The 23621-nt window shown below is 74.3% G+C and carries 16 protein-coding genes; 7 read left to right on the forward strand and 9 right to left on the reverse strand.

The window, feature by feature from the left end; all coding sequences use genetic code 11:
* The first annotated feature begins 94 nt into the window (after positions 1 to 94).
* The 3 genes from R3E88_00970 (at position 95) to R3E88_00980 (ending at position 4570) form a co-directional block, all read left to right on the forward strand.
* Positions 95 to 1447, forward strand: a complete 1353-nt coding sequence (locus R3E88_00970) for a bifunctional folylpolyglutamate synthase/dihydrofolate synthase (GenBank protein MEZ4215024.1) — start codon at positions 95 to 97, stop codon at positions 1445 to 1447.
* Positions 1444 to 2784, forward strand: a complete 1341-nt coding sequence (locus tag R3E88_00975) for an MFS transporter (GenBank protein MEZ4215025.1) — start codon at positions 1444 to 1446, stop codon at positions 2782 to 2784. Before R3E88_00970 ends, R3E88_00975 begins: the two co-directional genes overlap by 4 nt.
* Before the next feature lie 439 nt (positions 2785 to 3223).
* The gene (locus tag R3E88_00980) at positions 3224 to 4570 is read left to right on the forward strand and encodes an FAD-dependent oxidoreductase (GenBank protein MEZ4215026.1); all 1347 of its coding nucleotides are present in this window, start codon (positions 3224 to 3226) and stop codon (positions 4568 to 4570) included.
* Here the strand turns inward: R3E88_00980 and R3E88_00985 are convergent.
* Positions 4567 to 5562 (reverse strand): 2OG-Fe(II) oxygenase family protein, encoded by a 996-nt coding sequence (locus tag R3E88_00985; GenBank protein MEZ4215027.1) that lies wholly within the window; start codon positions 5560 to 5562, stop codon positions 4567 to 4569. The genes R3E88_00980 and R3E88_00985 overlap by 4 nt on opposite strands.
* Positions 5559 to 8075 carry a Smr/MutS family protein gene (locus R3E88_00990; GenBank protein ID MEZ4215028.1) on the reverse strand — a complete coding sequence of 839 codons (2517 nt, stop codon included), beginning with the start codon at positions 8073 to 8075 and terminating at the stop codon, positions 5559 to 5561. The genes R3E88_00985 and R3E88_00990 overlap by 4 nt, the downstream gene beginning before the upstream one ends.
* Positions 8076 to 8174: 99 nt before the next feature.
* On the opposite strand from R3E88_00990, the gene R3E88_00995 reads away from it, so the two are divergent.
* The gene (locus R3E88_00995) at positions 8175 to 9008 is read left to right on the forward strand and encodes an N-acetylmuramic acid 6-phosphate etherase (protein ID MEZ4215029.1); all 834 of its coding nucleotides are present in this window, start codon (positions 8175 to 8177) and stop codon (positions 9006 to 9008) included.
* A gap of 36 nt (positions 9009 to 9044) precedes the next feature.
* Here R3E88_00995 and R3E88_01000 read toward each other — a convergent pair whose 3' ends face one another.
* The 4 genes from R3E88_01000 to hflX form a co-directional block, all read right to left on the reverse strand.
* Positions 9045 to 10214 carry an acyl-CoA dehydrogenase family protein gene (locus R3E88_01000; protein MEZ4215030.1) on the reverse strand — a complete coding sequence of 390 codons (1170 nt, stop codon included), beginning with the start codon at positions 10212 to 10214 and terminating at the stop codon, positions 9045 to 9047.
* A 213-nt stretch (positions 10215 to 10427) separates the two neighbouring features.
* The gene (locus R3E88_01005) at positions 10428 to 10877 is read right to left on the reverse strand and encodes a hypothetical protein (protein ID MEZ4215031.1); all 450 of its coding nucleotides are present in this window, start codon (positions 10875 to 10877) and stop codon (positions 10428 to 10430) included.
* A 204-nt stretch (positions 10878 to 11081) separates the two neighbouring features.
* Positions 11082 to 12095, reverse strand: coding sequence for a beta-ketoacyl-ACP synthase III (locus R3E88_01010; GenBank protein MEZ4215032.1), 1014 nt, complete (start codon positions 12093 to 12095; stop codon positions 11082 to 11084).
* Between the two features lie 5 nt (positions 12096 to 12100).
* Positions 12101 to 13633, reverse strand: coding sequence for a GTPase HflX (gene hflX, locus R3E88_01015; protein ID MEZ4215033.1), 1533 nt, complete (start codon positions 13631 to 13633; stop codon positions 12101 to 12103).
* 434 nt (positions 13634 to 14067) lie between these two features.
* On the opposite strand from hflX, the gene glmU reads away from it, so the two are divergent.
* The 3 genes from glmU to R3E88_01030 are packed head-to-tail and all read left to right on the forward strand — an operon-like array spanning position 14068 to position 19929.
* Positions 14068 to 15699, forward strand: coding sequence for a bifunctional UDP-N-acetylglucosamine diphosphorylase/glucosamine-1-phosphate N-acetyltransferase GlmU (gene glmU, locus R3E88_01020; protein MEZ4215034.1), 1632 nt, complete (start codon positions 14068 to 14070; stop codon positions 15697 to 15699).
* A 45-nt stretch (positions 15700 to 15744) separates the two neighbouring features.
* On the forward strand, positions 15745 to 17580 hold the full coding sequence (glmS, locus tag R3E88_01025) for a glutamine--fructose-6-phosphate transaminase (isomerizing) (protein MEZ4215035.1): 1836 nt from the start codon (positions 15745 to 15747) through the stop codon (positions 17578 to 17580).
* Positions 17581 to 17622: 42 nt separating this feature from the next.
* The gene (locus tag R3E88_01030) at positions 17623 to 19929 is read left to right on the forward strand and encodes a UvrD-helicase domain-containing protein (protein ID MEZ4215036.1); all 2307 of its coding nucleotides are present in this window, start codon (positions 17623 to 17625) and stop codon (positions 19927 to 19929) included.
* Here R3E88_01030 and R3E88_01035 read toward each other — a convergent pair.
* The 3 genes from R3E88_01035 to R3E88_01045 are packed head-to-tail and all read right to left on the reverse strand — an operon-like array spanning position 19926 to position 23616.
* On the reverse strand, positions 19926 to 20357 hold the full coding sequence (locus R3E88_01035; protein MEZ4215037.1) for a VOC family protein: 432 nt from the start codon (positions 20355 to 20357) through the stop codon (positions 19926 to 19928). The two genes, R3E88_01030 and R3E88_01035, sit on opposite strands and share 4 nt — an antisense overlap.
* Entirely contained in the window at positions 20354 to 22522 is a 2169-nt protein-coding gene (locus R3E88_01040) for a sulfatase-like hydrolase/transferase (protein ID MEZ4215038.1), read from the reverse strand. The genes R3E88_01035 and R3E88_01040 overlap by 4 nt, the downstream gene beginning before the upstream one ends.
* Positions 22519 to 23616: an acyltransferase gene (locus R3E88_01045; protein MEZ4215039.1), complete on the reverse strand. Its 1098-nt coding sequence runs from the start codon at positions 23614 to 23616 to the stop codon at positions 22519 to 22521. Before R3E88_01045 ends, R3E88_01040 begins: the two co-directional genes overlap by 4 nt.
* Positions 23617 to 23621 lie beyond the last annotated feature (5 nt).

The raw sequence follows: 23621 nt of genomic DNA on the forward strand, positions 1-23621 counted from the left end.
GGCCGTCGCGGCGAGGCCGCCTTTCGCGTTTCCGGGCTCGCGACCGGTCGGCCGCCGCGGCCGGCGGCGCCCCGCGCAGTGCGCAGGAGGCACGGTGGAGCGCGCGCGATCGCCGATCCGGACGCTCGACGACGCGGCGCGCTATCTCGACTCGCTGATCGACCGCGAGCGCCTGCCCGACGCGCGCCGCCGTCGGCTCTCCCTCGCTCCGATCCACGCGCTGCTCGACGACGTCGGCAATCCCGAGCGCGCGCTCTCGATCGTCCACGTGGCGGGCTCGAAGGGGAAGGGCTCGACCTGCACGTTCGGCGACGCGCTCTCCCGCGCGCTCGGCGAGCGGACGGCGCTCTTCACGTCGCCGCACCTCGAGCGCTGGACCGAGCGCTTCCGCATCGACGGCGCCGAGGTCGAGGGCGAGCGGCTCGCCGCGGCCGTCGAACGCCTTCGCCCTTCCGTCGAGCGGCTGCGCGCCGATCGCACGCGCGAGACGCCGAGCTTCTTCGACGCGACGACCGCCGCCGCGCTGCTGCTCTTCGCGCAGGCGCGCGTCGACCGGGTCTGGCTCGAGGTCGGCCTGGGCGGCCGCCTCGACTCGACGAACGCGGTGGCGCCGGCGGCGTGCTGCATCACGTCGATCGAGCTCGAGCACACGCAGGTGCTCGGCTCGACGCTCGACGCGATCGCGCGAGAGAAGGCGGGCATCCTCAAGCCCGGCGTGCCCGCGGTCGTGGCCCGGCTCGCGCCCCCCGCCGCACGGGCCGTGCGCGCGCGCGCGGCCGAGGTCGGCGCTGCGCTCGTCGAGGAAGGCGACGCGTTCGAGCTCGCGACCGCGCCGCGCGGCCGCGCCGTGCACCTCGCCTATCGCGACGACGGGCTCGACCTCGAGCTCGAGGTGCCGGTCCTCGCCGCGGAGCTCGCGCGCGCTGCCGGGCTCGCGGTCGCCTGCGTCCGCGCGCTTCGCGCGCACGCGCCCGACGAGGTCGCCCGCGCCGCGCGCGCCGCGTTCGCGCAGGTCGCGCTGCCCGGGCGCATCGAGGTGCGCGACGGCCCGCCGCTCGTCGTCCTCGACTCCGCGCACACGGGTGCGAGCGCGCGCGCGCTGGCCGGCGCCCTCGACGCGATCGGCCTGCGCGACGCGGAGCTCGTGCTCTCGGTGTCCGAGGGCAAGGCGCTCGCCGCGATCGTCGACGCACTCGCGCGCTTCGCGGGCCGCGTGTGGTGCACGCGCGCCGACCGCGACCGCTCGCTCGCGCCCGAGGCCGTGGCCGACGTCGTGCGCAGCGTGCGCGGCGACGTCGCGATCGCGTGCGACGAGGACCCGGCGAACGCGGTGCGGTGCGCGCACGCCGAGGCTGCGCGCGGCGGCCGCGCGGTCGTCGTGGCGGGCTCCGTCTACCTCGCGGGCGTCGCGCGCCGCGCGCTGCGCGAGCACGGGGCGTCCCGATGACCCGCGACGGTGGCGCGCTCGAGGGCGCCGACCCCGAGGCCGCGTTCGAGCGCGAGGTGCGCGCGCACCTGCGCAGCAACTACGCGAAGTACCTGCTGCACGGCGTGCTCGGCCAGACGGGGATGCGGCTCGTCAACGCGCCGACCTTCGTGCCCGCCTACGTGCACCTGCTCTCCGGGTCGGACCTCGTCGTCGGGCTCGCGCGCTCGCTGCAGTATCTCGGGATGTTCGCGACGCCGCTCTTCGGCGCCGCGATCGTCGAATCGCGGCGGCGCGCCCTGCCCGTGGCGATCGCCGTCGGCGTCGCCATGCGCCTCCCCGTGCTCGGGCTCGCGCTCGCGGGGTTCTTCGTTCCCGCGCCGTGGAAGCTCCCGGCGATCTGCGCCCTGCTGCTCGCGTTCGGCGCCTTCCTCGGGATGCAGGGCGTCGCCTTCGGGGTCCTGATGGCGAAGCTCATTCCCGTCGAGCGGCGCGGGACGCTCGTCGGGCTGCGGCTCTTCGCGGGCGGTCTGCTCGCCGCGGCGGTCGCCGCCGTCGGCGGCTGGCTCGTCGAGGTGGACGCGTTCGGCGACGGCTACGCGAGCACGTTCGCGCTCGCCTTCGCGCTCACGTCGCTCGGGCTCCTCGTCTTCTCGCGCCTCCGCGAGCCGGCGACGCCGTCGGTGCGCCCGCGCGAGCCGATCGGCGCGCGCCTGCGCGCGCTGCCCGCGCTGCTGCGCAGCGACACGCACTTCACGCGCTACTTCGTCGCGCGCGCGCTCGCGACCGCCGGCCGCATGTCGATGCCCTTCTACGCGCTCTTCGCGAAGCAGGCCATCGGGCTCTCGGGCGAGACGCTCGGCGTGCTCAGCACGTGCTTCCTGCTCGCGCAGACGGGCGCGAACCTCGGCTGGGGAAGGCTCGCCGATCGCGCGGGCTTCCGCGTCGTGTTCCTGGCGTCGCTCGCGACCTGGGCGGCGGCGACGCTCGGGCTGTTCGCGTCGAGCACGCTCCCGCACTTCGCCGTCGTCTTCGGCGCCGTCGGCGCCGGGTTCGGCGGCTTCCAGCTCTCGGCGCAGAACCTCGTGCTCGAGTTCGGCGAGCGCGACGACCTCCCCATGCGCATCGCCGTCGCCAACGCCGCGAGCGAGCTCGTCGGTGCGGCCGGGCCGCTCGTCGGCGGCGCGCTCGCGCACGCGGTCTCGTACGGCGCGGTGTTCGCGGTGTCGGTCGCCGCGCAGCTCGGCGCGATCGCGATCGTGCTGCTCTTCGTCGACGACCCGCGACACCGGCGCGCGAGCGCGCGTGCGCAGGTGCGTGCGTCGTCGGATGCGGACGGAGGGCCGGCGGACGGATGAGGAGAGGCGGGAGCCCCGAACGAAGACGCCCGGGCCGGCTCTCCGCACAGAGTGCGGAGGGAGGGGTAGCCGGCCCGGGCGAGGGGTTCTTCGTTATGTGCGACGAGGAGAGAGCAAGCGACGTGCCAGCGCTGGGGCGATCGTGCAGCAACGCGGGCAAGCACGCGTTCTCCCGTGGTCTTGGTCACACGGCTGCGTCGGAGGCGGGCGCACGGGGCGCGCAGCACGCGCGCAGCCGCGAGCCGGCCGGTGACACAATTTGTGTCTCGCACGCGCCTTCGTGAGCGCAGCGCGCGGACCCCCGGAGCGCGCAGAGCGAAGGCTCGCGCGTCGGCGCGCCGGTCGACGAGCGGCCGCGCTGACGCGTGGCACCGCGCGGGCTACCGTCGGCGCCCGCTCGCGCGGCCCGCGCGACGCGCCCCTCCGGAGGTTGTCGCGCATGCCCCGCTCGCACGCGTCCGGCCTCCGCGCGGTCGTCGTCGGCGCCGGCCTCGCCGGTCTCGCCGCCGCGTGGCGGCTGCGCGAGCGCGGCTTCGACGTCGAGGTGCTCGAGCGGCGCGGGCAGTGCGGCGGGAGGCTCGGCTGCGAGCGCGTCGACGGGTTCCACGTCGAGAGCGCACTGCACGTCGCGCGCACGAGCGACCGGCACCTTCCGGGCTGGATCCACGCGGTCGGGCTCGCCGACGAGCTGCTTCCGCTGCGGCCGGTCACGACCGCGCAGCTCGCGGCGGGTCGCGTCGTCGCGACGTCGGCGCGCTCTCCGCTCGAAGTCGCACGGCGGCGCGGTGTGCCGCTCGTGGCCGGGCTGCGGACGCTCCGGCTCCCGCGCCTCATGCGCCGCTACGCACCGCTGCTCGATCGCGACGCGCCCGAACGCGCCGCGCGACTCGACGACCGCAGCGTCGGCGACTTCGCACGGCTCTACTTCGGGCGCGGCGTGTACGAGCGCTTCTGCGAGCCGCTCGCCGCCGCGCCGGGCGGCGGCGACGCCGACGAGCTCTCGCGCGTCGTGTTCCTGCTCGAGTGGCTGGCGGAGTCGGGCGGCCACGTCGGCGTGGCGCGCCGCGGCCTCTCGGAGCTGCCGCTCGCCGCGGCCGAGCGGCTCGGCGTCCATACGCGCACGCGGGCGGCGCGCATCGCGCGCGCGGGCGGGTGTCTCGAGGTCGAGGTCGCCGGCGCGGCGCGCCGCGAGGCGGACGTCGTCGTCGTCGCGACCGGCCCCGGCGAGGCGGCCGCTCTCTGCGAGCCGCTGCTCTCGACGCCCGAGCGCGAGTTCCTGCGCGCCGTCCGCCTGCGCTCCGAGGCCGTGCTCGTCGCGGCGCTCCACCGTCCGGCCTCCGGTGCGCCGCACTACGTGCGCGTGCCGGCCGTCGAGGGCGAGATCGTCGATGCGCTGCTCGTCGAGCCGGGCATCGCCGACGGGCGCGCGCCGCTCGGTGGCGGGCTCGCGACGGTGACGGCCAACGCCGCGTTCTGCGTCTCGAGCGAGGGCGCGAACGACGAGGTCGTCGAGAAGGAGCTCGTCTCCGCGCTCGAGCGCATCTACCCGACCGTCGTCGGCACGATCGACTTCACCGTCCTCTTCCGCCGCACGGCCGCCGTGCCGGTGTTCGAGGTCGGCGCCTATCGCGCGCTCGATCGCTTCCGCCGCGTGCAGCGCGACCACCGCGCGCGCGGGCGTCGCGTGTACTTCGCCGGCGACCATCTCGCGGGCAACGCGGCCGACGCGATCGTGGGGAGCGGCTTCCGCGCCGCCGACGAGGCGGCGGCCGACCTCGGCGCCTAGCGTTCGTACTCCGCGAAGGCGGCCATCTGCGCGCGCAGGAAGTCCTCGTAGGTCTCCGCGTCCCGGCCATCGCCGTCGCGCGGCGCGAGCCCGAGGGCCGCAGGGGCCACCGCGACGTCGTGCGCCGGCTCGAGGAAGAGCGGGATCGAGAGGCGCCGCCGGCCCGTCGCGCGCACGCGGTGCGCGGTCGCGCGCAGCCGGCCCCCGCTCATGCGCTCGAGCGCGCGGCCCGTGTTCACGACGAAGGTGTCGGCGGCGAACGGGACGGATCGCCAGCGGCCCGCGCCGTCGCGCACCTCGAGCCCGCCGACCTCGTCCTGGTGGAGCAGCGTGAGTACGCCGCTGTCGACGTGCGTCTCGCACGCGAGCGGTGCGCCGTCGTCGGCCGACGTCTCGACCGGTGCGAGCCCGGCGGGATAGAGGTTCAGCCGCAGCGTCGAGAGGCTGCGCGGGCGCGCGAACGCCGACGCGGCGAGCGCCGCATCGCCGCCGAGCGCCGCGGCGAGCGCGCGCACGAGCGCGACCCCGAGTGCCGACACGGCGCCGAAGTAGTCGGCGACTGCGCGGTGCCAGTCGCCGTCGAGCTCGTCGGGCAGCGCGGGAAGCTCGTACCACGGGCGCGCGAGCAGGTCGCGGTCGGACGCGGCGAGGCGCGGGTCGCCGAGGTCGAGCCCTTCCTTTCCGGCGACCGCGCTCGGGAACCAGCCTCGGTAGACGTTGCGGCTCTGGTCGTTCCAGCGCCGCGGCGCGGCGAGGTGCTTGCGCTCGGGGGGCAGCGCGAAGAACCGCTCGGCGGCCGCGCGCATGCGCGCGACGACCGGCGCCGGGACACCGTGGCCGCGCACGGTCGCGAAGCCGGTCCGCTCGCATGCGTCGCGCAGCGCCTCGCGCGCGCGGAGCGCGGGCGAGGCGTCGCGCGCCGAAGCGGGCGGGCCCGCGACGAGCGGAGCCACGTCGATGCACGGGATCGCGTCGTGCTCCGGCGCGCTCACGCGAGCTCCGCCTCGGTGACGCCGTCGCCGCCCGGCTCGTCGGGCGAGCGGACGTCGCTCGCCCACGGGCACGCCGCGAGGTGCTCGCGCACGGCCGCGCGCAGCGCGCCCGTGCCGATCCCGTGCACCACCCGCACGCCGTCGCGCGACTCGCTGCGGGCGCGGTCGACGAGCTCGTCGACGCGCTCGAGCGCCTCGTGCACGCGGAGGCCGCGCACGTCGCACTCCGCGCGTCCGCCGCGCGCCGCGCTCGCGTCGGCGCCCGACGGCGCGGCGCGCTCGATGCGGATGCGATCCGCCCCGCGCGCGCGCGGCGCAGCCGGCGCCGCGCGGAGCTCGTCGGCGCGCAGCACGAGGCGTGCGCTCCCGGCCCGCACGGTCACGCGGCCCGACGCGTCGGGGAGCGACTCGAGCGTCGCGAGGGTCGCGCCGCGAACGACGACCGCATCGCCCGGCCGCGCGCGCGCCCAGTCGATCGCGATCGGAGCGCCGGCGCGTCGTTCGCCGCCGGCGTCGGTGCCGCTCCCGGTCGTCGCGTCGCGGTGGCTCGCCGCGGCTTCGCCGTCCGGCGCGGCGCGCCCGCGCTCCTCGACGGCGCGAGCGTGCGCGCGCTCGAGCCCCTGGAGTCGCTCGCGGGCGTGCGCCGCATCGCGCGCGGAGCCGCCGCGCTGCAGGTCGCGGATCACGGCGGCCACCTGCGCGTGCGCGTCGCGGAAGGCGCGGTCGAGGTCGTCGCGCATCGCGCGGACGAGCGCGTCGCGCCGCTCCTGCAGCCGCTCGAGCCGTTCGCGGTAGGCATCTCGCGCCTGCTCGCTCTCGGCGCGCAGCCGCGCGGCCTCGCGCTGCTCGCGCTCGAGCGCGGCGCGGCTCGTCGCGAGCTCGGTGAGCAGCTGCTCGAGCTCGACGTCCTCGCGCGCGAGCAGCTCCTTCGCGCGCTCGAGCACGTCGCGCGGCATGCCCATCCGCGCCGCCACGGTCGTCGCGGCCGACGTCCCGGGCGAGCCGATCACGAGCCGGTACGTCGGTGCCAGCGTCTGCGGATCGAACGCGACGCTCGCGTTGCAGAAGCGCTCGTCCGCGCTCGCCATCTCCTTCAGCAGGTTGTAGTGCGTCGTCGCGACGACGCGGGCGCCGCGATCGGCGAGCCGTTCGAGCACCGCCTGCGCGATCGCCGCGCCCTCGGCCGGGTCGGTCCCGACGCCGATCTCGTCGAGCACGACGAGCGAGCGCGGCGTCGCCGTCTTCGCGATCGCCGCGAGGTTGGCGAGGTGCGCGGAGAACGTCGAGAGGTTCGCGCGGATGTCCTGCTCGTCGCCGATGTCGGCGTACACGGCGTCGACGAGCGCGACGCGCGCTCCGGGTGCGGCGGCGATGTGCAGGCCGGCGCGCGCGCAGAGCGCGGCGAGCGCGAGCGCCTTCATCGCGACGGTCTTGCCGCCGGCGTTCGGGCCCGAGACGACGAGCACGCGGTACGCGTCGCCGAGACGTACGTCGTTCGCGACGCACGCCTCGCGCGCGATCAGCGGATGGCGCAGCTGGGCCAGGTCGAAGACGCCGTCGTCGGCGAGCGCGGGCGCCGTCGCGTCCTGGGCGCGCGACAGGCGCGCGCGCGCGAACGCGAGGTCGATCTCGACGAGCACCTCGAGCGACGCGCGCACGGCGGGGAGCTCGAGTGCGACCTCGTGCGAGAGTGCGCGCAGGATGCGGTCGACCTCGTGCGCGGCGTCGAGCTCGGCTTGTTTGAGCCGGTTGTTCGCCTCGACCACCGGCTCGGGCTCGATGAAGAGGGTGGTTCCCGTGTTCGACGCGTCGTGGACGATGCCGCGCACGCGCCCGCGCATGTCGGCGCGGACGGGGAGCACGTAGCGGTCGTTGCGGACGGTCACGAAGTCGTCCGACAGCGCCTCGCGCACGCTCGACGAGCGCAGAAGCCGATCGATCCGCGACTCGAGGTCGTGCTTCTGGCGCGCGATGCGCGCGCGCGCTTCGCGCAGCGCGGGCGAGGCCTCGTCGCGCACGTCGCCACTCGCGTCGATGCAGCGTTCGAGCTCGCGCGCGAGGCGCTCGTGGCTGCCGATGGCGTCGCCGAGGTCGGCGAGCGCGGGCGCGACGGCGGCGCGCGGCGCGAGGTGTGCGCGCGCGCCGTGCAGGACGGCGAGGGCCGTCGCGACGTCGCGGAGCTGCGTGCCCGCGAGCGGCGCGCCCTTCTCCGCGCGAGCGAGGTGGGCCTCGAGCTCGCTCGCGACGCCGCCGAGCCCGGGTTCCTCGGTCGCGTCGACGAGTGCGCGCGCCTCCGTCGTGCGCGCGAGCCACTCGCGCGCCTGCGCGTCGGTGCGCGCGAAGACGCGTGCGGTCGCGTCGCCCTCGCAGAGCCACGCGCGCGCTCCCGGCGTGCGGCACTCGCCCGCGAGCGCGGCGACGAGCGACGGCCATTCGAGGCGTTCGAGCGTCTTCTGCGCAGCCGTGAAGCTCATCTGCCGCTCGTGGAAGCCCACGTGGGCCTCGAGTCCCAAAAACGTTCGACCGATCGGCGCCGCATGTCGCACCCCCCGCCCCGAGGCGCCCGCGATTCCGACGCGGACGCGGACGCGCCGTCGTCGACGGCGTGCGGGGTGGAGGCGGCGCTCCGCGAGGCGCCGACCGAGCAGCTGCTCGCTTCCGCGCGACACCTCGACCGGCTCAGTGTAGAGGACGCGCTCGCGCTGATTCACCGCGAGGACGGCGTCGCGCACCGCGCCGTCGGCGCCGTGCTCCCGCGCATCGCCGAGGCGGTGGACGTGCTCGTGTGCGCGATCGGCGGCGGAGGACGGTGGTTCAACGTCGGCGCCGGGACGAGCGGGCGGCTCGGCGTGCTCGACGCGGCCGAGATCCCGCCCACGTTCGGAATGCCGCACCAGGTGGTGCAGGGCGTGATCGCCGGGGGCGACCGCGCGCTGCGCCGCGCGATCGAAGGCGCCGAGGACGACTTCGACGCCGCGCGGCTCGCGCTCCAGGAGCGCGGCCTCGGCCTCGGCGACGCGGTCGTCGCGATCTCCGCGAGCGGCCACACGCCGTTCGCGCTCGGCGCGATCGAGTGCGCGACCGAGCTCGGCGCACGCACCATCGCGATCACGAACGTTCCCGGCTCGCCGCTCGCCGAGATGGCGGAGATCGCGATCGCACCGAACACGGGCGCCGAGGTCGTCGCGGGCTCGACGCGCATGAAGGCCGGGCTCTCGCAGAAGATGGTGCTCGCGATGCTCTCGACCGCGGTGATGGTGCAGCTCGGGCGCGTCGAGGGGAACCTGATGACGCACATGGCGCCGGTCTCGCAGAAGCTGTCGAGCCGCTCGGTGCGCATCGTCGCGACGCTCGCGGAGATCGACGAGGCGGAGGCGCGCGCGCTCCTCGACCGGCACGGCGGCGAGCTCGAGGCCGCGCTCCGCGCGGCGCGCGCGCGACGCTAGGCGAGCGCGCCTCGCCGCGCGCGGCGCCGCGGCGCGCTAGATGGCCCGCTCGCCCGTGATGTGCTCGCCGAGGATGAGCGTGTGCACGTCGTGCGTTCCCTCGTAGGTGCGCACGGTCTCGAGATTCATCATGTGCCGCATCGCCTGGTAGTCGTCGACGATGCCGTTCGCGCCGAGCAGGTCGCGCGCCGCGCGCGCCACGCGCAGAGCGACGTCCACGTTGTTGCGCTTGGCCATCGAGACCATCGTGTGGTGGAGGCGACCTTCGTCCTTGATGCGACCGACGTGCAGCGCGAGCAGCTGCCCCTTCGTGATCTCCGTGAGCATGTCGACGAGCTTGGCCTGCGTGAGCTGCTTCGCCGCGAGCACGCCGTTCTGCACGACGCGCTGCTTCGTGTAGACGAGCACCTCGTCGTAGCAGGCCATCGCGGCGCCGAGCGCGCCCCATGCGATGCCGTAGCGCGCCTGGTTGAGGCACGAGAGCGCCGCCCCGATGCCGTGCGCGTCGGGCAGCCGGTTCGACTCCGGCACCTCGACGCCGTCGAGGAAGAGCTCGCTCGTGACCGAGCCGCGCAGCGACATCTTGCCCTTGATGTCGCGCGCGTCGAAGCCCTTGCGATCGGTCTCGACGAGGAAGCCGCGCACGCCGTCCTCGGTGCGCGCCCACACGATGGCGATGCGCGCCAGCGTCCCGTTCGTGATCCACCGCTTCGTGCCGTTCAGCACCCAGGCGTCGCCGCGTCGCTCCGCGCGCGTGCGCATGCCGGTGACGAAGCTGCCGAAGTCGGGCTCCGTGAGTCCGAAGCAGCCGATCGCCCGCCCCGCGGCCATCTCGGGCAGCCACGTCGCGCGCTGCTCCTCGCTGCCGTACGCGCGGATCGGGAACATGCAGAGCGAACCCTGCACCGACGCGAACGAGCGCAGGCCCGAGTCGCCGCGCTCGAGCTCCTGCATCAGGAGCCCGTACGCGACGTTGTTCATGCCCGCGCACCCGTAGCCTTCGAGGTTGGCGCCGAACATGCCGAGCTCGGCCATCTGCGGGACGAGCTCCATCGGGAAGCTCCCGTCCCGACGCACGTGCTCCTGGATGCGCGGCAGGAACTCCGCGCTCACCCAGGCCCGCACGGCATCGCGCACGCCGCGCTCCTCGTCGGAGTAGTGGAAGTCGTCGAGCAGCAGGAAGTCGGGCGAGGCGTAGTCGGCCATCGGGCCTCCGGGGCGGGTCGGTGGCGCAGCAGTATAGGAACGCGGACCGCTCGACGGTGGAACGCAGAGAGGGCCCGGCGGCGCTGCCGCCGGGCCCTCTCGCCGAAGACCCTCTGCTCGGATTCGTCCCGTTCGCTTCGCGCCGACGGCAGGAGTGGGCCAGCGGCTGGACCGGCCCTGCCGGGCTCCCGGCGCGAAGCGCGGGAGCCGCGGCTAGTGGGCCGCGGCGCTCGTCGTCGGAGACGCGGGTTGGGACGCGATCTCCTTCTCGATGGCCTTCAGCTTGCGGCTGATCTGCGAGAGCTTGCGGTCGAGCTTCGCGACCTCGGAGCTCGAAGCGATGTTCATGGCGCCGAGGATCGAGTCGCTCGCGGTCTCGAAGCGCTTCGTCGCGTCCTCGCGGAGCTCCTGTGCGCGCTTCAAGTAGGCGTTGTCGCGGAGGCTCGACTCGAGCTCCTTCTGCCACTTCTCGGCGCGCTTCACGTACGCGTTCTTGCGGACCTGCTTCTGGAAGTGCTCGAAGCGCTTCCGCGCGTCCTTCTCGAACTTGGTGCGCCGGCGCTCGGCGCGCTTCCGGATCGATTCGATCTCGTCGGTCACCGACTCGACCGCCTCCTGGAGGCGCTCGATCCCGTCCTCGATCACGCTGGTCTGCTCGGCCATCTCGGTTCTCCTCTCGCCGCCGGTCGCGGGCCCGCCGGCCCGGTTTCCATCGGCGGCGACGGCCCGGAACATAACGCTTCGCGTCACGATGTCAACGCGGGGCGTTATCGAGGAGGATCCTCGTTTTTCCAGCTACTTGAAGCGGGATCTGCCGATCGATCGACGCGCGGCGTCGCGCCGGGTCGCCGCACTGCGTCGGGACGCCTACCAGCGCACCACGGCCGAGCCCCAGGAGAAGCCCGAGCCGAAGCCCGTGAGCGAGACGAGCTGGCCGCGCGACAGCCGGCCCTCGCGCGTCGCCTCCGCGAGCAGCATGGGGATGGAGGCGGCCGAGCAGTTCCCGTAGCGCATGATGTTGTTGAACATCTTCGCCTCGGGGATCTCGAGTGCGTTCGCGACGAACTCGTTGATCCGCAGGTTGGCCTGGTGGAAGAGGAACAGGTCGACCTCGTCGAGCTTCACGCGCGCCTCCGAGAGCGCCTGCTGCAGCACTTCGGGCATCCGCCGCACGGCGTGCTTGAAGACGAACCGGCCTTCCATGTGCGGGTAGTGCAGGCCGGCCTCGATCATCGCGTGATCGATGCGCGGCACGCGGCCGGACGCGGGCGCGTCGACGCACAGGCGCATCGCGTGCTCGCCCTGCGCGCCGAGTCGCATCGCGAGGATCTCGCCGGGGTCGTTCGCGTCGTCGTTCGCCTCGACGATCACGGAGCCCGCGCCGTCGCCGAAGATCACCGTGACGTCGCGCCCGCTCGTCGAGACGTCGAGCCCGGTCGAGTGCACCTCGGCGCCCAGCACCATCACGCGCCGGTACTTGCCGCTCGCGACGAGCGAGTCGGCGAACGACAGCGCGTACAGGAAGCCCGTGCACTGCGCGTGGAGGTCGACGCACGGCGTGTCCTCGCAGCCGAGCCGGTGCTGCACGAAGAACGACGTGCCGGGGAAGTGGTGCTCGGGCGAGAGCGTCGCGAGCAGGATGCAGTCGAGGTCGCGCGCCTCGAGACCGGCGTCCTCGAGCGCACGCTGCGCGGCAGTGGTCGCGAGGTCGGCGGGCGTCTGCCCCTCGTCGATCCAGCGCCGCTCGCGGATGCCCGTGCGCTGCTGGATCCACTCGTCGCTCGTCTCCATCAGCGCGGCGAGGTCGTCGTTCGTGACGACGCGGTCGGGGACGCACATGCCGGTCCCGCTGATGCGCGAACGCGCGATCGATCGTGCCATGGGTTTCAGGCTCCTGCGCTCTGCGCGGCGAGGCCCTCGAGCCGCCGCTTCTCGAATTCGCTGAGGTCGTCCTTCCACAACATCGCGCCCGCGCGCGCGAGCAGCTCGCCGAGGCCGGTGCGGTCGACGGCCGAGACTGCCACGGCGCCGTGGCGCCGCGCGAGCGCTTCGCCGGCGCCGGGCTCCAACGCGTCGATCTTGTTGAAGACGAGCAGCTCGGGCAGGTCGCCGAGCCCGATCTCGCGGAGCACGCGGTGCACGGCCTCGATGCGCCGCTCGAAATCCTCGGCCGAGGCGTCGACGACGTGCAGCAGCAGGCTCGCGTCCTCGAGCTCCTCGAGCGTCGCGCGGAAGGCGTCGACGAGCTCGGGCGGCAGGTCGCGGATGAAGCCCACGGTGTCGGTGACGATCACCTCGCGCTCCTTCGGGAAGCGCAGCCGGCGCGAGACGGGGTCGAGCGTCGCGAACATCCGATCCTCGACGAGTACGTCGGTCTTCGTGAGCGCGCGGATCAGCGTGCTCTTGCCCGCGTTCGTGTAGCCGACGATCGACAGCACGGGCACGGCGCGGCGATCGCGCCGCTGCCGGCGCTGGCTGCGCTGGCCGGCGAGCCGGCCGAGCTCGCGCTGGAGCTTGGTGATGCGGTCGCGCACGCGGCGGCGATCGACCTCGAGCTTCGTCTCGCCGGGGCCGCGCCCGCCGATGCCGCCGCCGAGTCGCGACAGCGACACGTCGGCCTGCTGCGCGAGCCGCGGCAGCCGGTACTGCAGCTGCGCGAGCTCGACCTGGAGCTTGCCGTCCCGCGAGGTCGCGTGCTGCGCGAAGATGTCGAGGATGAGCTGCGTGCGATCGACGACGCGCAGCTCCATGCGCTCGGCGAGGTTGCGCGCCTGCGTCGGCGTGAGCTTCTGATCGAAGATCACGAGGTCGACGTCCTGCTGGAAGGTGCGCACGGCGAGGTCGTCGAGCTTGCCGCCGCCGATCACGGTCTTCGGGTCGACCTGCGGACGGTGCTGCGTGACGACGTCGACGACCTGCACGCCGGCCGAGCGCGCGAGCTCGGCGAGCTCCGCGAGGTGCACCTCGAACTCGTCGCGGTGGCGGCCCGCCGTCACGGCGACGAGGATCGCGCGGTCGCCGTCGCCGACGGTGCGGCCGGTGTCGAGGCGCGCGAGCTCCGCCTCGAGCTCGCGGACGAAGCGCTGGAAGTCGAGGTCGAGGTCGGCGGGGTGCGCGGGCGCGAGCCGCTCGGTCGGCTCCTCCTCGGGCGTCCGCGTCGCGCGCAGCGTCGCGGTGTGCGCGAGCCCGGGCAGCCCGTCCTCGCGCGCCGCGACGGTGACCATCGCGTCGAGCCGGAGCAGCGCGAGGTCCGTCAGGTCGTCGCGCGTGAGCCCCTCGTCGCCCAGGTGCGTGTGGATGCAGCGCAGGCCGCGCAGGCGCCCGCGCCCCGCGCGCAGGCGCCCCCAGTCGGGCAGCTCGATGCCGCTCGTCGAGCCGACCATCACGTGCGTCACCTCGCCGCGGCGGTCGACGAGCACGCCGACCTGGCGGCGGATGTCGCGGCTCGTCTCGGTCAGCTCGCGGGCCAGCTCGTTGGTGATCAGGCGGTCCGGCGGGAGGCGGCGGCGGGAGAGGCGCTCGAGTCGCCGCGTCTGGCTCGCCTTGAGTCCGTGCGTGTTGCCGTGGATGTGGATGACAGGGCTCCGTCGGACCCACGCGCTCCGGCGCTCCGGCGCGGCGACCGCAGCGGGAGCATACCGACGAAACGCGTCGCGTCGGCGGCTGCGGCGCGGGTTCTCCCCGGGGGCCGGACGTCCGCACGCGCGGTCGCCCGTGTACCTTCCCGCGTCGCGCGAGGCGCGGTGCGCGCGCCGGCCCGCGGCCGTCGCCGATCCGCGAAATCCCCGCCCGTGGTCCTTCGCGGCGTTCCGCGAGCCCAAGACGCGCGCGCGTCGAACCGAACAGGAGCCCCATGTCGCCGTCGCCGCACCCGCTCGCCGTCGTCGTCCTCGCTGCCGGAAAGGGCACGCGCATGAAGTCGCGCCGGGCCAAGGTGCTGCACGAGCTGTGCGGGCGGCCGATGCTCGGCCACGTGCTCGAGACCGCGTCGCGCGTGGGCGGCGACCGGTTGATCGTCGTGGTCGGGCGCGATGCCGACGAGGTCCGCCGCACCTTCGAGGGCCGCGCCGAGTTCGTGCTGCAGGCCGAGCAGAAGGGCACGGGGCACGCCGTCATGCAGGCGCTGCCCGCGCTCGAGGGGCATCGCGGCGACGTGCTCGTGCTCTACGCCGACACGCCGCTCCTGCGCGAGGAGTCGCTGCGCGCGATGCGCGAGCTGCGCGCGAGCGCGAACGCCGACCTCGTGATGCTGACGTCGCCCGAGCCGCTGCCGGGCGTTGTCGTGCGCGACGACCGAGGCCGCGTCCAGCGCATCGTCGAGCTCGTCGACGCGACGCCCGAGGAGCGCGCCATCCAGGAAGGCAACACGGGCGTGTACCTGATGGACGTCGATCTGCTGCGCGACGGCCTCGCCGCGCTCGACACCGACAACACGCAGGGCGAGCTCTACCTGACGGGCGTCGTCGCCTACGCGGTCGCGAAGGGCCGGCGCGTCGAGGCCATCCGGCTCGAGGACGCGAGCGAGTGCCTCGGCGTGAACACGCGCGGCGAGCTCGCCGAGGCCGCCTACGCCCTGCGCAGCCGGAAGATCGACGAGCTGCTCGACGCGGGCGTCACCATCGTCGACCCCGAGCAGACCTACGTCGACGTCGACGTCGTCGTCGGGCGCGACACGGTGATCGAGCCCGGCTGCGTCATCCAGGGCGACACGCGCATCGGCGAGGGCGTGCACGTGAAGCCGCACTGCACGATCGAGTCGAGCGTCCTCGACGACGACGTGGTGATCGGGCCGTGCGCGCACCTGCGCCCCGGCACCCATCTCATGAAGGGCGTGCGCATCGGCAACTTCGTCGAGGTGAAGAACAGCGTGCTCGGGCCCGGCGTGAAGGCCGACCATCTCTCCTACGTGGGCGACGCCGAGGTGGGTGCGGGCTCGAGCTTCGGCTGCGGCGCCATCACCGTGAACTACGACTGGGACGCCAAGCACCGCACCGTCGTCGGCGCGGGGACGCGCATCGGCTGCAACGCGAACCTGATCGCGCCGGTGACGCTCGGCGACGGCGCCGCCGTGGCCGCGGGCTCGACGGTGACGCTCGACGTGCCGGACGGCGCGCTCGCCGTCGCGCGCACGAAGCAGCGCAACATCGAGGGCTGGATGGCGCGCCGCGCGCGCGGCGCGCGGACCGACGGTGCGGGAACCGCGCCGGCGGCGACGGGCTCGAAGGCCGGAGCGGGTCGGGCGAGGTCCGCGGCCGGGGCGAAGCGGGCCGCGGCGACGAAGAAGGAGTCCGCCGGGACGAAGGCCGCCGGCAGGACGACCCGCTCGCGGAAGTCGAGCGCGAAGAAGTCGAGCGCGAAGAAGAAGAGCGCGAAGGGGCGCGCGACGCCGAAGCGCGCGACGAAGGCGGCGGCGAAGGAACGGCCGCGCGCCGGGAAGACGGCCGGGAAGAAGGTCGGGGCGCGCGGCGCGAAGGCGCGTCGCTAGGCGCGGAGCGAGCGGCCCGCCGGGCGGGCGCGGGGAGGCAGGCGCATGTGCGGGATCGTCGGAATCGTCGGGCGCGAGCGGCGCGCGATGGACGTGCTGGTCGACGGGCTCGCGAAGCTCGAGTACCGCGGCTACGACTCGGCGGGCGTCGCCATCCTCTCCGGCGGCGCACTCGAGGTGCGCCGCGCGGTCGGCAAGCTCGAGAACCTGCGGCGCGTGCTCGAGGCCGACCCGGTCGAAGGGCTCGTCGGCATCGGCCACACGCGCTGGGCCACGCACGGCAAGCCCTCCGAGCGCAACGCGCATCCCCACCGCGCGGGCTCGGTCGTGCTCGTGCACAACGGCATCATCGAGAACTACCGCGAGCTGCGCGCCGAGCTCGAAGCCGCCGGCCGCGAGATCGCGTCGGACACCGACACGGAGCTCATCGCGCACTGCATCGACGCCGAGCTCGCGAGCGGCGTCGACCTGCTCGGCGCCTGTCGCGCGGCGAGTCGCCGCCTCACCGGCTCCTACGCGTTCGCGGCGATCTCCGATCGCGACCCCGCGCACATGATCGCCGCCAAGCAGGGCGGCAGCCCGATCATCCTCGGCATGGCGGACGGGCACACGTATCTCGCGAGCGACGTTCCCGCGCTCCTCGATCACACGCGCCAGGTCACGTTCCTCGACGACGGCGACTTCGCCGTGCTCTCCGCCGACGGCGTGCAGATCGTCGACGCCGACGGCCGCCCGGTCGATCGCGACGTCAAGGCGATCGAGTGGAACCCCGTCGCCGCGCAGAAGGGCGGCTACGACCGCTTCATGCAGAAGGAGATCTTCGAGCAGCCGCGCGCGATCACCGACACGATCGGGACGCGCCTCGACGAGCAGGCCGCGCTCGTCGACCTCGACGGCATCCGCTTCACGCGCGCCGAGGCGGAGAAGATCCGCGGCATCTCGCTCGTCGCGTGCGGGACCGCGTACTACGCGTGCATGGTCGGGCGCTACATGATCGAGCAGATCGCGGGCATCCCGTGCGACGTCGACCTCGCGAGCGAGTTCCGCTATCGCAAGCCCGTCCTCGGCCAGGATCGCATCGTGATTCCCGTGTCCCAGTCCGGCGAGACGGCGGACACGCTCGCCGCGCTGCGCGAGGGCCGCTCGCAGGGCGCGCGCATCCTGTCCGTGTGCAACTGCCGCGAGTCGAGCATCGCGCGCGAGAGTGACGACGTGCTCTACACGCACGCGGGCCCCGAGATCGGCGTGGCGTCGACGAAGTGCTTCACGACGCAGGTCGTCGCGCTCTACCTCGTCGCGCTCGCGCTCGGCGCGGCGCGCGGGCGCCTCTCCGAGGACGAGCTCCGCGCGCACATCCGCGACCTGACGCGCCTGCCTCGCATGGTCGAGCAGGTGCTGCAGCTCGACGAGCACATCCAGGAGATCGCGCACCGCCACTTCAAGGCGCACGACTTCCTCTTCCTCGGGCGCGGCATCATGTATCCGATCGCGCTCGAGGGCGCGCTCAAGCTCAAGGAGATCAGCTACATCCACGCCGAGGGCTACGCCGCCGGCGAGATGAAGCACGGGCCGATCGCGCTGATCGACGAGAACATGCCCGTCGTCGTGATCGCGACGCGGGGCGAGCTGCACGAGAAGCTCGTGAGCAACCTCGAGCAGGTGCGCGCGCGCGACGGCAAGGTGATCGCGATCGCGACCGAAGGCGATCGCGAGATCGTCGACAAGGCGAACGACGTCGTGCACATCCCGCACCTCGGCGACTTCCTCACGTCGATCCTCGCCGTCGTGCCGCTGCAGCTGCTCGCGTACCACGTGGCGACGCGCAAGGGCACGGACGTCGACCAGCCGCGCAACCTCGCGAAGAGCGTGACCGTCGAGTAGCCTCCGCCGCCGCGCCCGCGCGACGGGCCGGGGGGAGCGCGCGTGACGTTCGACTTCTCGGAGGGCGGCTCGAGCCGGGCCGCGGACGCCGCCTCGCTCGCCGCGATCGTCGAGGGGCTGAACCCCGCGCAGCGCGAAGCGGTCGAGTGCACCGAGGGCCCGCTGCTCGTGCTCGCGGGTGCCGGCAGCGGCAAGACGCGCGTCCTCACGAGTCGCATCGCGCACCTGATCGGCGGCTGCGGCATCCCGCCCGACTCGATCCTCGCCGTCACGTTCACGAACAAGGCCGCCGGCGAGATGCGCGAGCGCGTCGAGAAGATGCTCGGGCCGGTCGGCGACGGCCTGTGGCTCGGCACCTTCCACTCCGTGTGCGTGCGCATCCTGCGGCGCGACATCGGCCATCTCGGCCGGTCGCGCGGCTTCGTGATCTACGACGAGAGCGATTCGCTCGGCGTGGTCAAGGAGGTGCTGCGACGCCACCGGCTCGACCCGAAGACGCACGAGCCGCGGCGTCTGCGCTGGCGCATCGACCAGTGGAAGAACCAGGGCGTGCTGCCCGCGCGCGCCGTCGAGCTCGCGAACGACATCGACGACGAGCTCTCGGCCGAGCTCTACGTCACCTACCAGCGCCTGCTCGCCGAGGCGAACGCGCTCGACTTCAACGACCTGCTGCTGCTCACCGTCGAGCTCTTCGAGCGCAACCCGGAGGTGCTGGCTCACTACCAGCGGCGCTGGCAGTACGTGCTCGTCGACGAGTACCAGGACACGAACCGCGTGCAGTACCAGCTCGTGCGGCTGCTCGCGGACGCGCACCGCAACCTGTGCGTCGTCGGCGACCCCGACCAGTCCATCTACGCGTGGCGCGGCGCCGACATCCGCAACATCCTCGACTTCGAGCGCGACTACGAGGACGCGCGCGTCGTCAAGCTCGAGCAGAACTACCGCTCGACGCAGCCCATCCTCACGGGCGCGTCGGCCGTGGTCCAGCACAACACGGGCCGCCGGCAGAAGCGCATGTTCACCGAGCGCGAGGGCGGCGAGGCGATCCGCGTCTTCGAGGCGGTCGACGACCGCGAGGAGTCGCAGTTCGTCGTGCGCCAGGTGCTCGACGCCACGCGGCGCGGCGCGCGCAAGCACGGCGACTTCGCCGTCCTCTACCGCACGAACGCGCAGTCGCGCGCGATCGAGGAGGAGCTGCTCAAGTACGACGTCCCGTACGCGGTGGTCGGCGGCGTGCGCTTCTACGACCGCGCCGAGATCAAGGACGTGCTCGCCTACCTGCGCCTGCTCGTGAACCCGCGCGACGACCAGGCGCTCCGGCGCATCGTGAACCGCCCGGTGCGCGGCATCGGCAAGACGACCGTCGAGCGCGCGGAGGAGGTGGCGGCGCGCGAGGGCATCGGGCTGCTCGACGCGCTCGGTCGCCTCGTCGAGACGGGCGCGGCGGGCACGAGCGCCGCGCGCGTCGTCGCCTTCCTCGACCTCGTCGCGGGGCTCGCGCGCGAGATCGAGGGCGCGCGCATCGACGACGCGCTCGCGCGCGTGATGGAGCGCAGCGGCTACCTCGCCGCGCTCGAGAAGGACGGGAGCCCCGAGGCGGAGGGCCGGCTCGACAACCTGAAGGAGCTGCTCGCGAGCGCCGAGGACTTCCACGCGGCGAACGTGCTCTCGCCCGACGACGAGCGCGGCGAGCTCGAGCTCTTCCTCGACCAGGTGGCCCTCATCTCCGACCTCGACGGCTACGAGCAGCGCGAGGAGCGCGTGTCGCTCATGACGGTGCACTCGGCGAAGGGCCTCGAGTACCCGTGCGTGCTGATCGTGGGCATGGAGGAGGGCATCTTCCCGCACGCGTCGTCCTCGCAGAGCGCCGAGGGCATCGAGGAGGAGCGCCGCCTCTTCTACGTCGCGATGACGCGCGCGATGGAGCAGCTGTGGATCTGCCACGCGGGCGAGCGGCGCCGCTACGGCGGGCGGAGCTACCAGCGGCCGTCGCGCTTCCTCGAGGAGCTCCCCGAGGAGCTGGTCGAGCGGATCGCGTCGCGTCCGACGCCGCGCACGCGCGATGCGCGCGGCTGGGACGGACGCGGTCGCCGCGACGGCGCGGGCGCATCCGGCGCATCGGGCACAACAGGCGACTGGGACGAGCCCTCGTTCGACTACTCCTTCTCGCAGGAGGGCGCCGAGGAGGCGTCGATCCGCAAGGGAACGCGCGTGCGCCACCCCACCTTCGGTCTCGGCACGATCGTCGCCGTCGTCGGCAACGGCCTCGAGCAGAAGCTGCGCATCAAGTTCGACCGCGTCGGCGTGAAGACCGTGATGGTCCGCTACGCGAACCTCGAGCTCGCCTAGCGAGCGTCCGCCGGCGCGCTCGTCGCCGGCCCCTTGAGCTCGACCGTGTTGCCGTCCGGGTCGCGGACGTACATCGACGGCCCCGACCCTCCCGCGCCGTAGCGCTCGCCGACGTCGCCCGGCGCGATGCCGTGCGCCGCGAGGTGCGCGCGCAGCGCGGCCTCGTCGAACGACGCGATCGCGACGGCGAAGTGGTCGACGTTGCGCGCGGCGTCGTCGGGGGCGCCGCCGCCCGCGGCGCCGAGCGGCGAGTCGACGGGCACGAGGTCGATCAGGCTCGCGCCCGCGCGCAGCTGCACGAGCCCGAGCGCGTCGATGCGGCGCTCGACCGGGCAGCCGAGCGCGTCGCGGTAGAAGCGCAGCGACGCGTCGAGGTCGCGGACGCGCACGACGACGTGATCGATTCCGGTGATCTCGATGGCGCTCATGGAACGACGACCTCCGTCTCGCCCGCGGCCTCGAGCACGGGCTGCGAGCGACCATCCTCGCTCGCCACGACGTGGACGGAAAGGCGGTGGCTCCCGGGCGCGAGCGCGGCCTCGGGCACGATCGCGCGCGCGACGAGCGAGCCGGCCGCGTGCGCGCGCGCCCAGCCGACGGCGCGGACGACGCCGTCCACCGCGAACGCGAGCGGAACGCGCTCGTCGGCGGCGGCCGGGCTTCCGTCCGCGTGGCGCAGGAAGACGGTGATGCGCGCGAGCGAGACGCCGTCCGGGTCGCGCGCGAGTGCCTCGACGGCCGCGCGGTCGAAGCGCGCGGCGAAGCGGGCGGGCGCGTCGCCCGCCCGTTCCGCGACGCGCACGCCGACCAGCTCGCGGTGCGGGCCGAACGCGTAGGCGTCGTCGTCGCCCGCGCCGAACAGCGCGAGCCTGTGCTGCAGACCCTCGCCTCGCGTCGCGAGATCGTCGGGAACCTCGTGGGCGCGGTCGTCGCGGTCCACCACGCGTCGACGCGCTCCCGTCGCATCGGCCCGCTCGCACGCGCGCGCCTCCGCGTCGCTCGCGATCGCGCATCCGTCGACGCGCCACGGAACCGCGACGCCGACCGCGCGCGCGAGCGTCGGCAGGACGTCGACGGTGAGCACCGGCTCGTCGACCACGGCGCCCGCGCGCTGTCCCGGCGCCTTCACGAACATCGGGATGCGGACGACGTCCTCGATCGCCGCGCCGTCGTCGAGCCAGCGCATGGAAGCACCCGGCCGGAACGACACGCCGTGGTCGGCGAGCACGACCACCGCCGCGTCGTCCCACGTCCCGAGCGCTTCGAGCCGCGCGCGCACGCGCGCGAGCATCGCGTCGACCGCGCCCACCTGGAGCAGGTACTGCTGCTCGGCCTGGTCGACGAGCCACGCGTCGTCGCCGAAGCGCTCCTGCTTGCCGAGGCCCGGCGAATCCCACGGCACGATGCGCCGCTCGCTCGGCAGGTACTCCCACGGCCGGTGCGGGAGCAGCACGTGCAGGAAGTGGAGACACGCGCGGCCGCAGGCGCCGAGACCCTCGACGAAGGCATCGACGCGCGCCTTGCGATCGACGAACCCCTCGAACACGGCCTTGCGGCCGAACACGGCGAGCTGACGGTCGCGATCGGTCGTCTCGCGGAAGCGTCCCCACGTCTCGCCGATCGACGGCAGGCGCGCGGCCCAGGCGGGCGGCAGCAGCACGTGCAGGTAGACGAGCGCCGCGTCGGCCGCGAGCGCGCGGAAGGCGCCGGGCTCGCGCGACGCTCGGGCACCCGCCTCGGGCTCGAAGAGCATCGTCTGCGACTCGACGACGTGCATCGCGTGGCTCGCGGCGAACAGCGCGAAGAGGTTCTCGGGATGGTCGGCCGCGCGCGGGAGGAGCGCCGGGTCGGGGAATCGTCCCGTGGCGATCGACGGCACGGCGTGCAGCGTCGACGTGTGCACGGCGCGCGCGCCGCGATACCAGGTGCTCGTGCGCGCGAGGGCGGCGAACGCCGGGTAGCGGACGGCGTCGATGTGGCCCTCGCGGTCGAGCAGGGCGGAGAGGCCGAACTCGTCGAGCACGACGACGACGATCGGCGCGTCCGATCGCACGTGGCTCGCGGCCGCGCGCGCGTCGCCCGCGGTGTCGACGACGAGCCGGGCAACCGGCCCCGCGAGCAGGAAGAGCGTGGCGAAGACGAGCGGCGCCGCGCCGAGGAGCGTCGCGAAGCGGCGCGCGAGCGCGCTCCGCCGGTAGAGCGCGGCGGCTCCGGCGCCGAGCGCCGCGGCGACGCCCGCCGCCCCCGTCGCGCCGAGGAACGCGAGCGCCGGTGCGCGGTGGAGCGGCGGCAGGGCGGTCGCGGCCGCGAGCGCGCCGATGGCGAGCGCGAGTGCGGCCGCGGCGGCGCGCTCGCCGAGCGCGCGCGCGACGGCGACCGGCGCGAGTGCGCCGAGCGTCGGCGCCAAGAGCGCGAGCGCGGCGAGCGCGACGACCTCGCCCGGTCGCGCTCCGTGCGCGACGAGGAACGGAGCGTGGCGCGCGAGCACGTCGAAGAGCGGCTGCGCGACCGCGAAGCCGCACGCGCCGAACAGCTGGACGGCCGCGATCCCGAAGCCGGGCCACGGGCCCCGCCGCGCGCGCGCGTCGCTCACGACCGGCCCCGGCCGAGGCGGCGCGCGAGCGGCCCGCGCAGGAAGGGGCGCTCGATCGCCGCGTACGAGCCGAGCGCGAGCGCGAGGCTCGCGCCGACGACGAGCCACGCGGTCGCCTGCGGCTGCGGGATGCGGAGCATCGCGAGCGCGCGCAGCACGGGCACGTGCCAGAGGTAGACGCTGAAGCTGACGACGCCGGCGAGGCGCAGCGCGCGGCTCTCGAGCGCGCGCGCGAGCGGTCCGCGCGCGCGCAGGGCTCCGAGCACGACCGCGCTCCACGCGATCCCGAACGGCAGGTAGGCGGTGTGGAGGAACGTCTTGTCGACGTCCGCGCCCGTCGCCGCGCGCGCGACGGACGGGAACGCGGCGACGACGGCCGCGAGCCCGGCCGCGGCGACCGCGTCGCCGGCGAGCGTGCGCGCGCGCGGAATCCGGTGGTCGAGGAACGCGGCGTACGAGCCGGCCGCGAACACGGGCAGGTACCAGCCGATCCACACCGAGTTGTTGGGCGTGTCGCCGGGCGGGAACAGCGCGCTCGACGCCGCGACGATCGCCGCCGTCGCGAGCGTGACGGGCACGAGCCGCCCGCCGAGCGCGCGCACGAGCAGCGCGTAGACGGGGATCGCGAGGTAGAAGGCGAGCTCGACGGGGATCGTCCAGTAGACGCCCTTGCCCTCGCGCAGCAGCATGTGACGCACCCACTGCTCGCTCGTGAGCGACGGGAAGGCCTGCGTCGGCCAGACCTCCGTGAACCCCCAGTTCACCGCGAGCACGACCCAGTAGAGCGGGAAGATGCGGAGCGCGCGCCGCGCCGCATAACGACGCCACGCCGCGGCGCCCCCGAACGCGGCGCCGGGCGCGACGAGCGGGCGCGTCAGCAGGAACGCGCTCAACACGAAGAACAGATAGACGCCGTACTTCCCCGTGCCCTGGAAGTCTGCGCCGGGGAGCGGGTGCAGGCCGAGGTTGCTCAGGTGGCTCGCGACGACGAGCGCGACGGCGATGCCGCGGAGCCCGTCGAGCGCGTCGACCTGCTCGTTCGACGACGATGTCCTGCGCAGGAAGTGCGCGTCGAGCCAGGCGCCGGGCGACACGCGGG

The sequence above is a fragment of the Myxococcota bacterium genome (assembly GCA_041389495.1).
Taxonomy (GTDB): domain Bacteria; phylum Myxococcota_A; class UBA9160; order UBA9160; family UBA4427; genus JAWKRT01.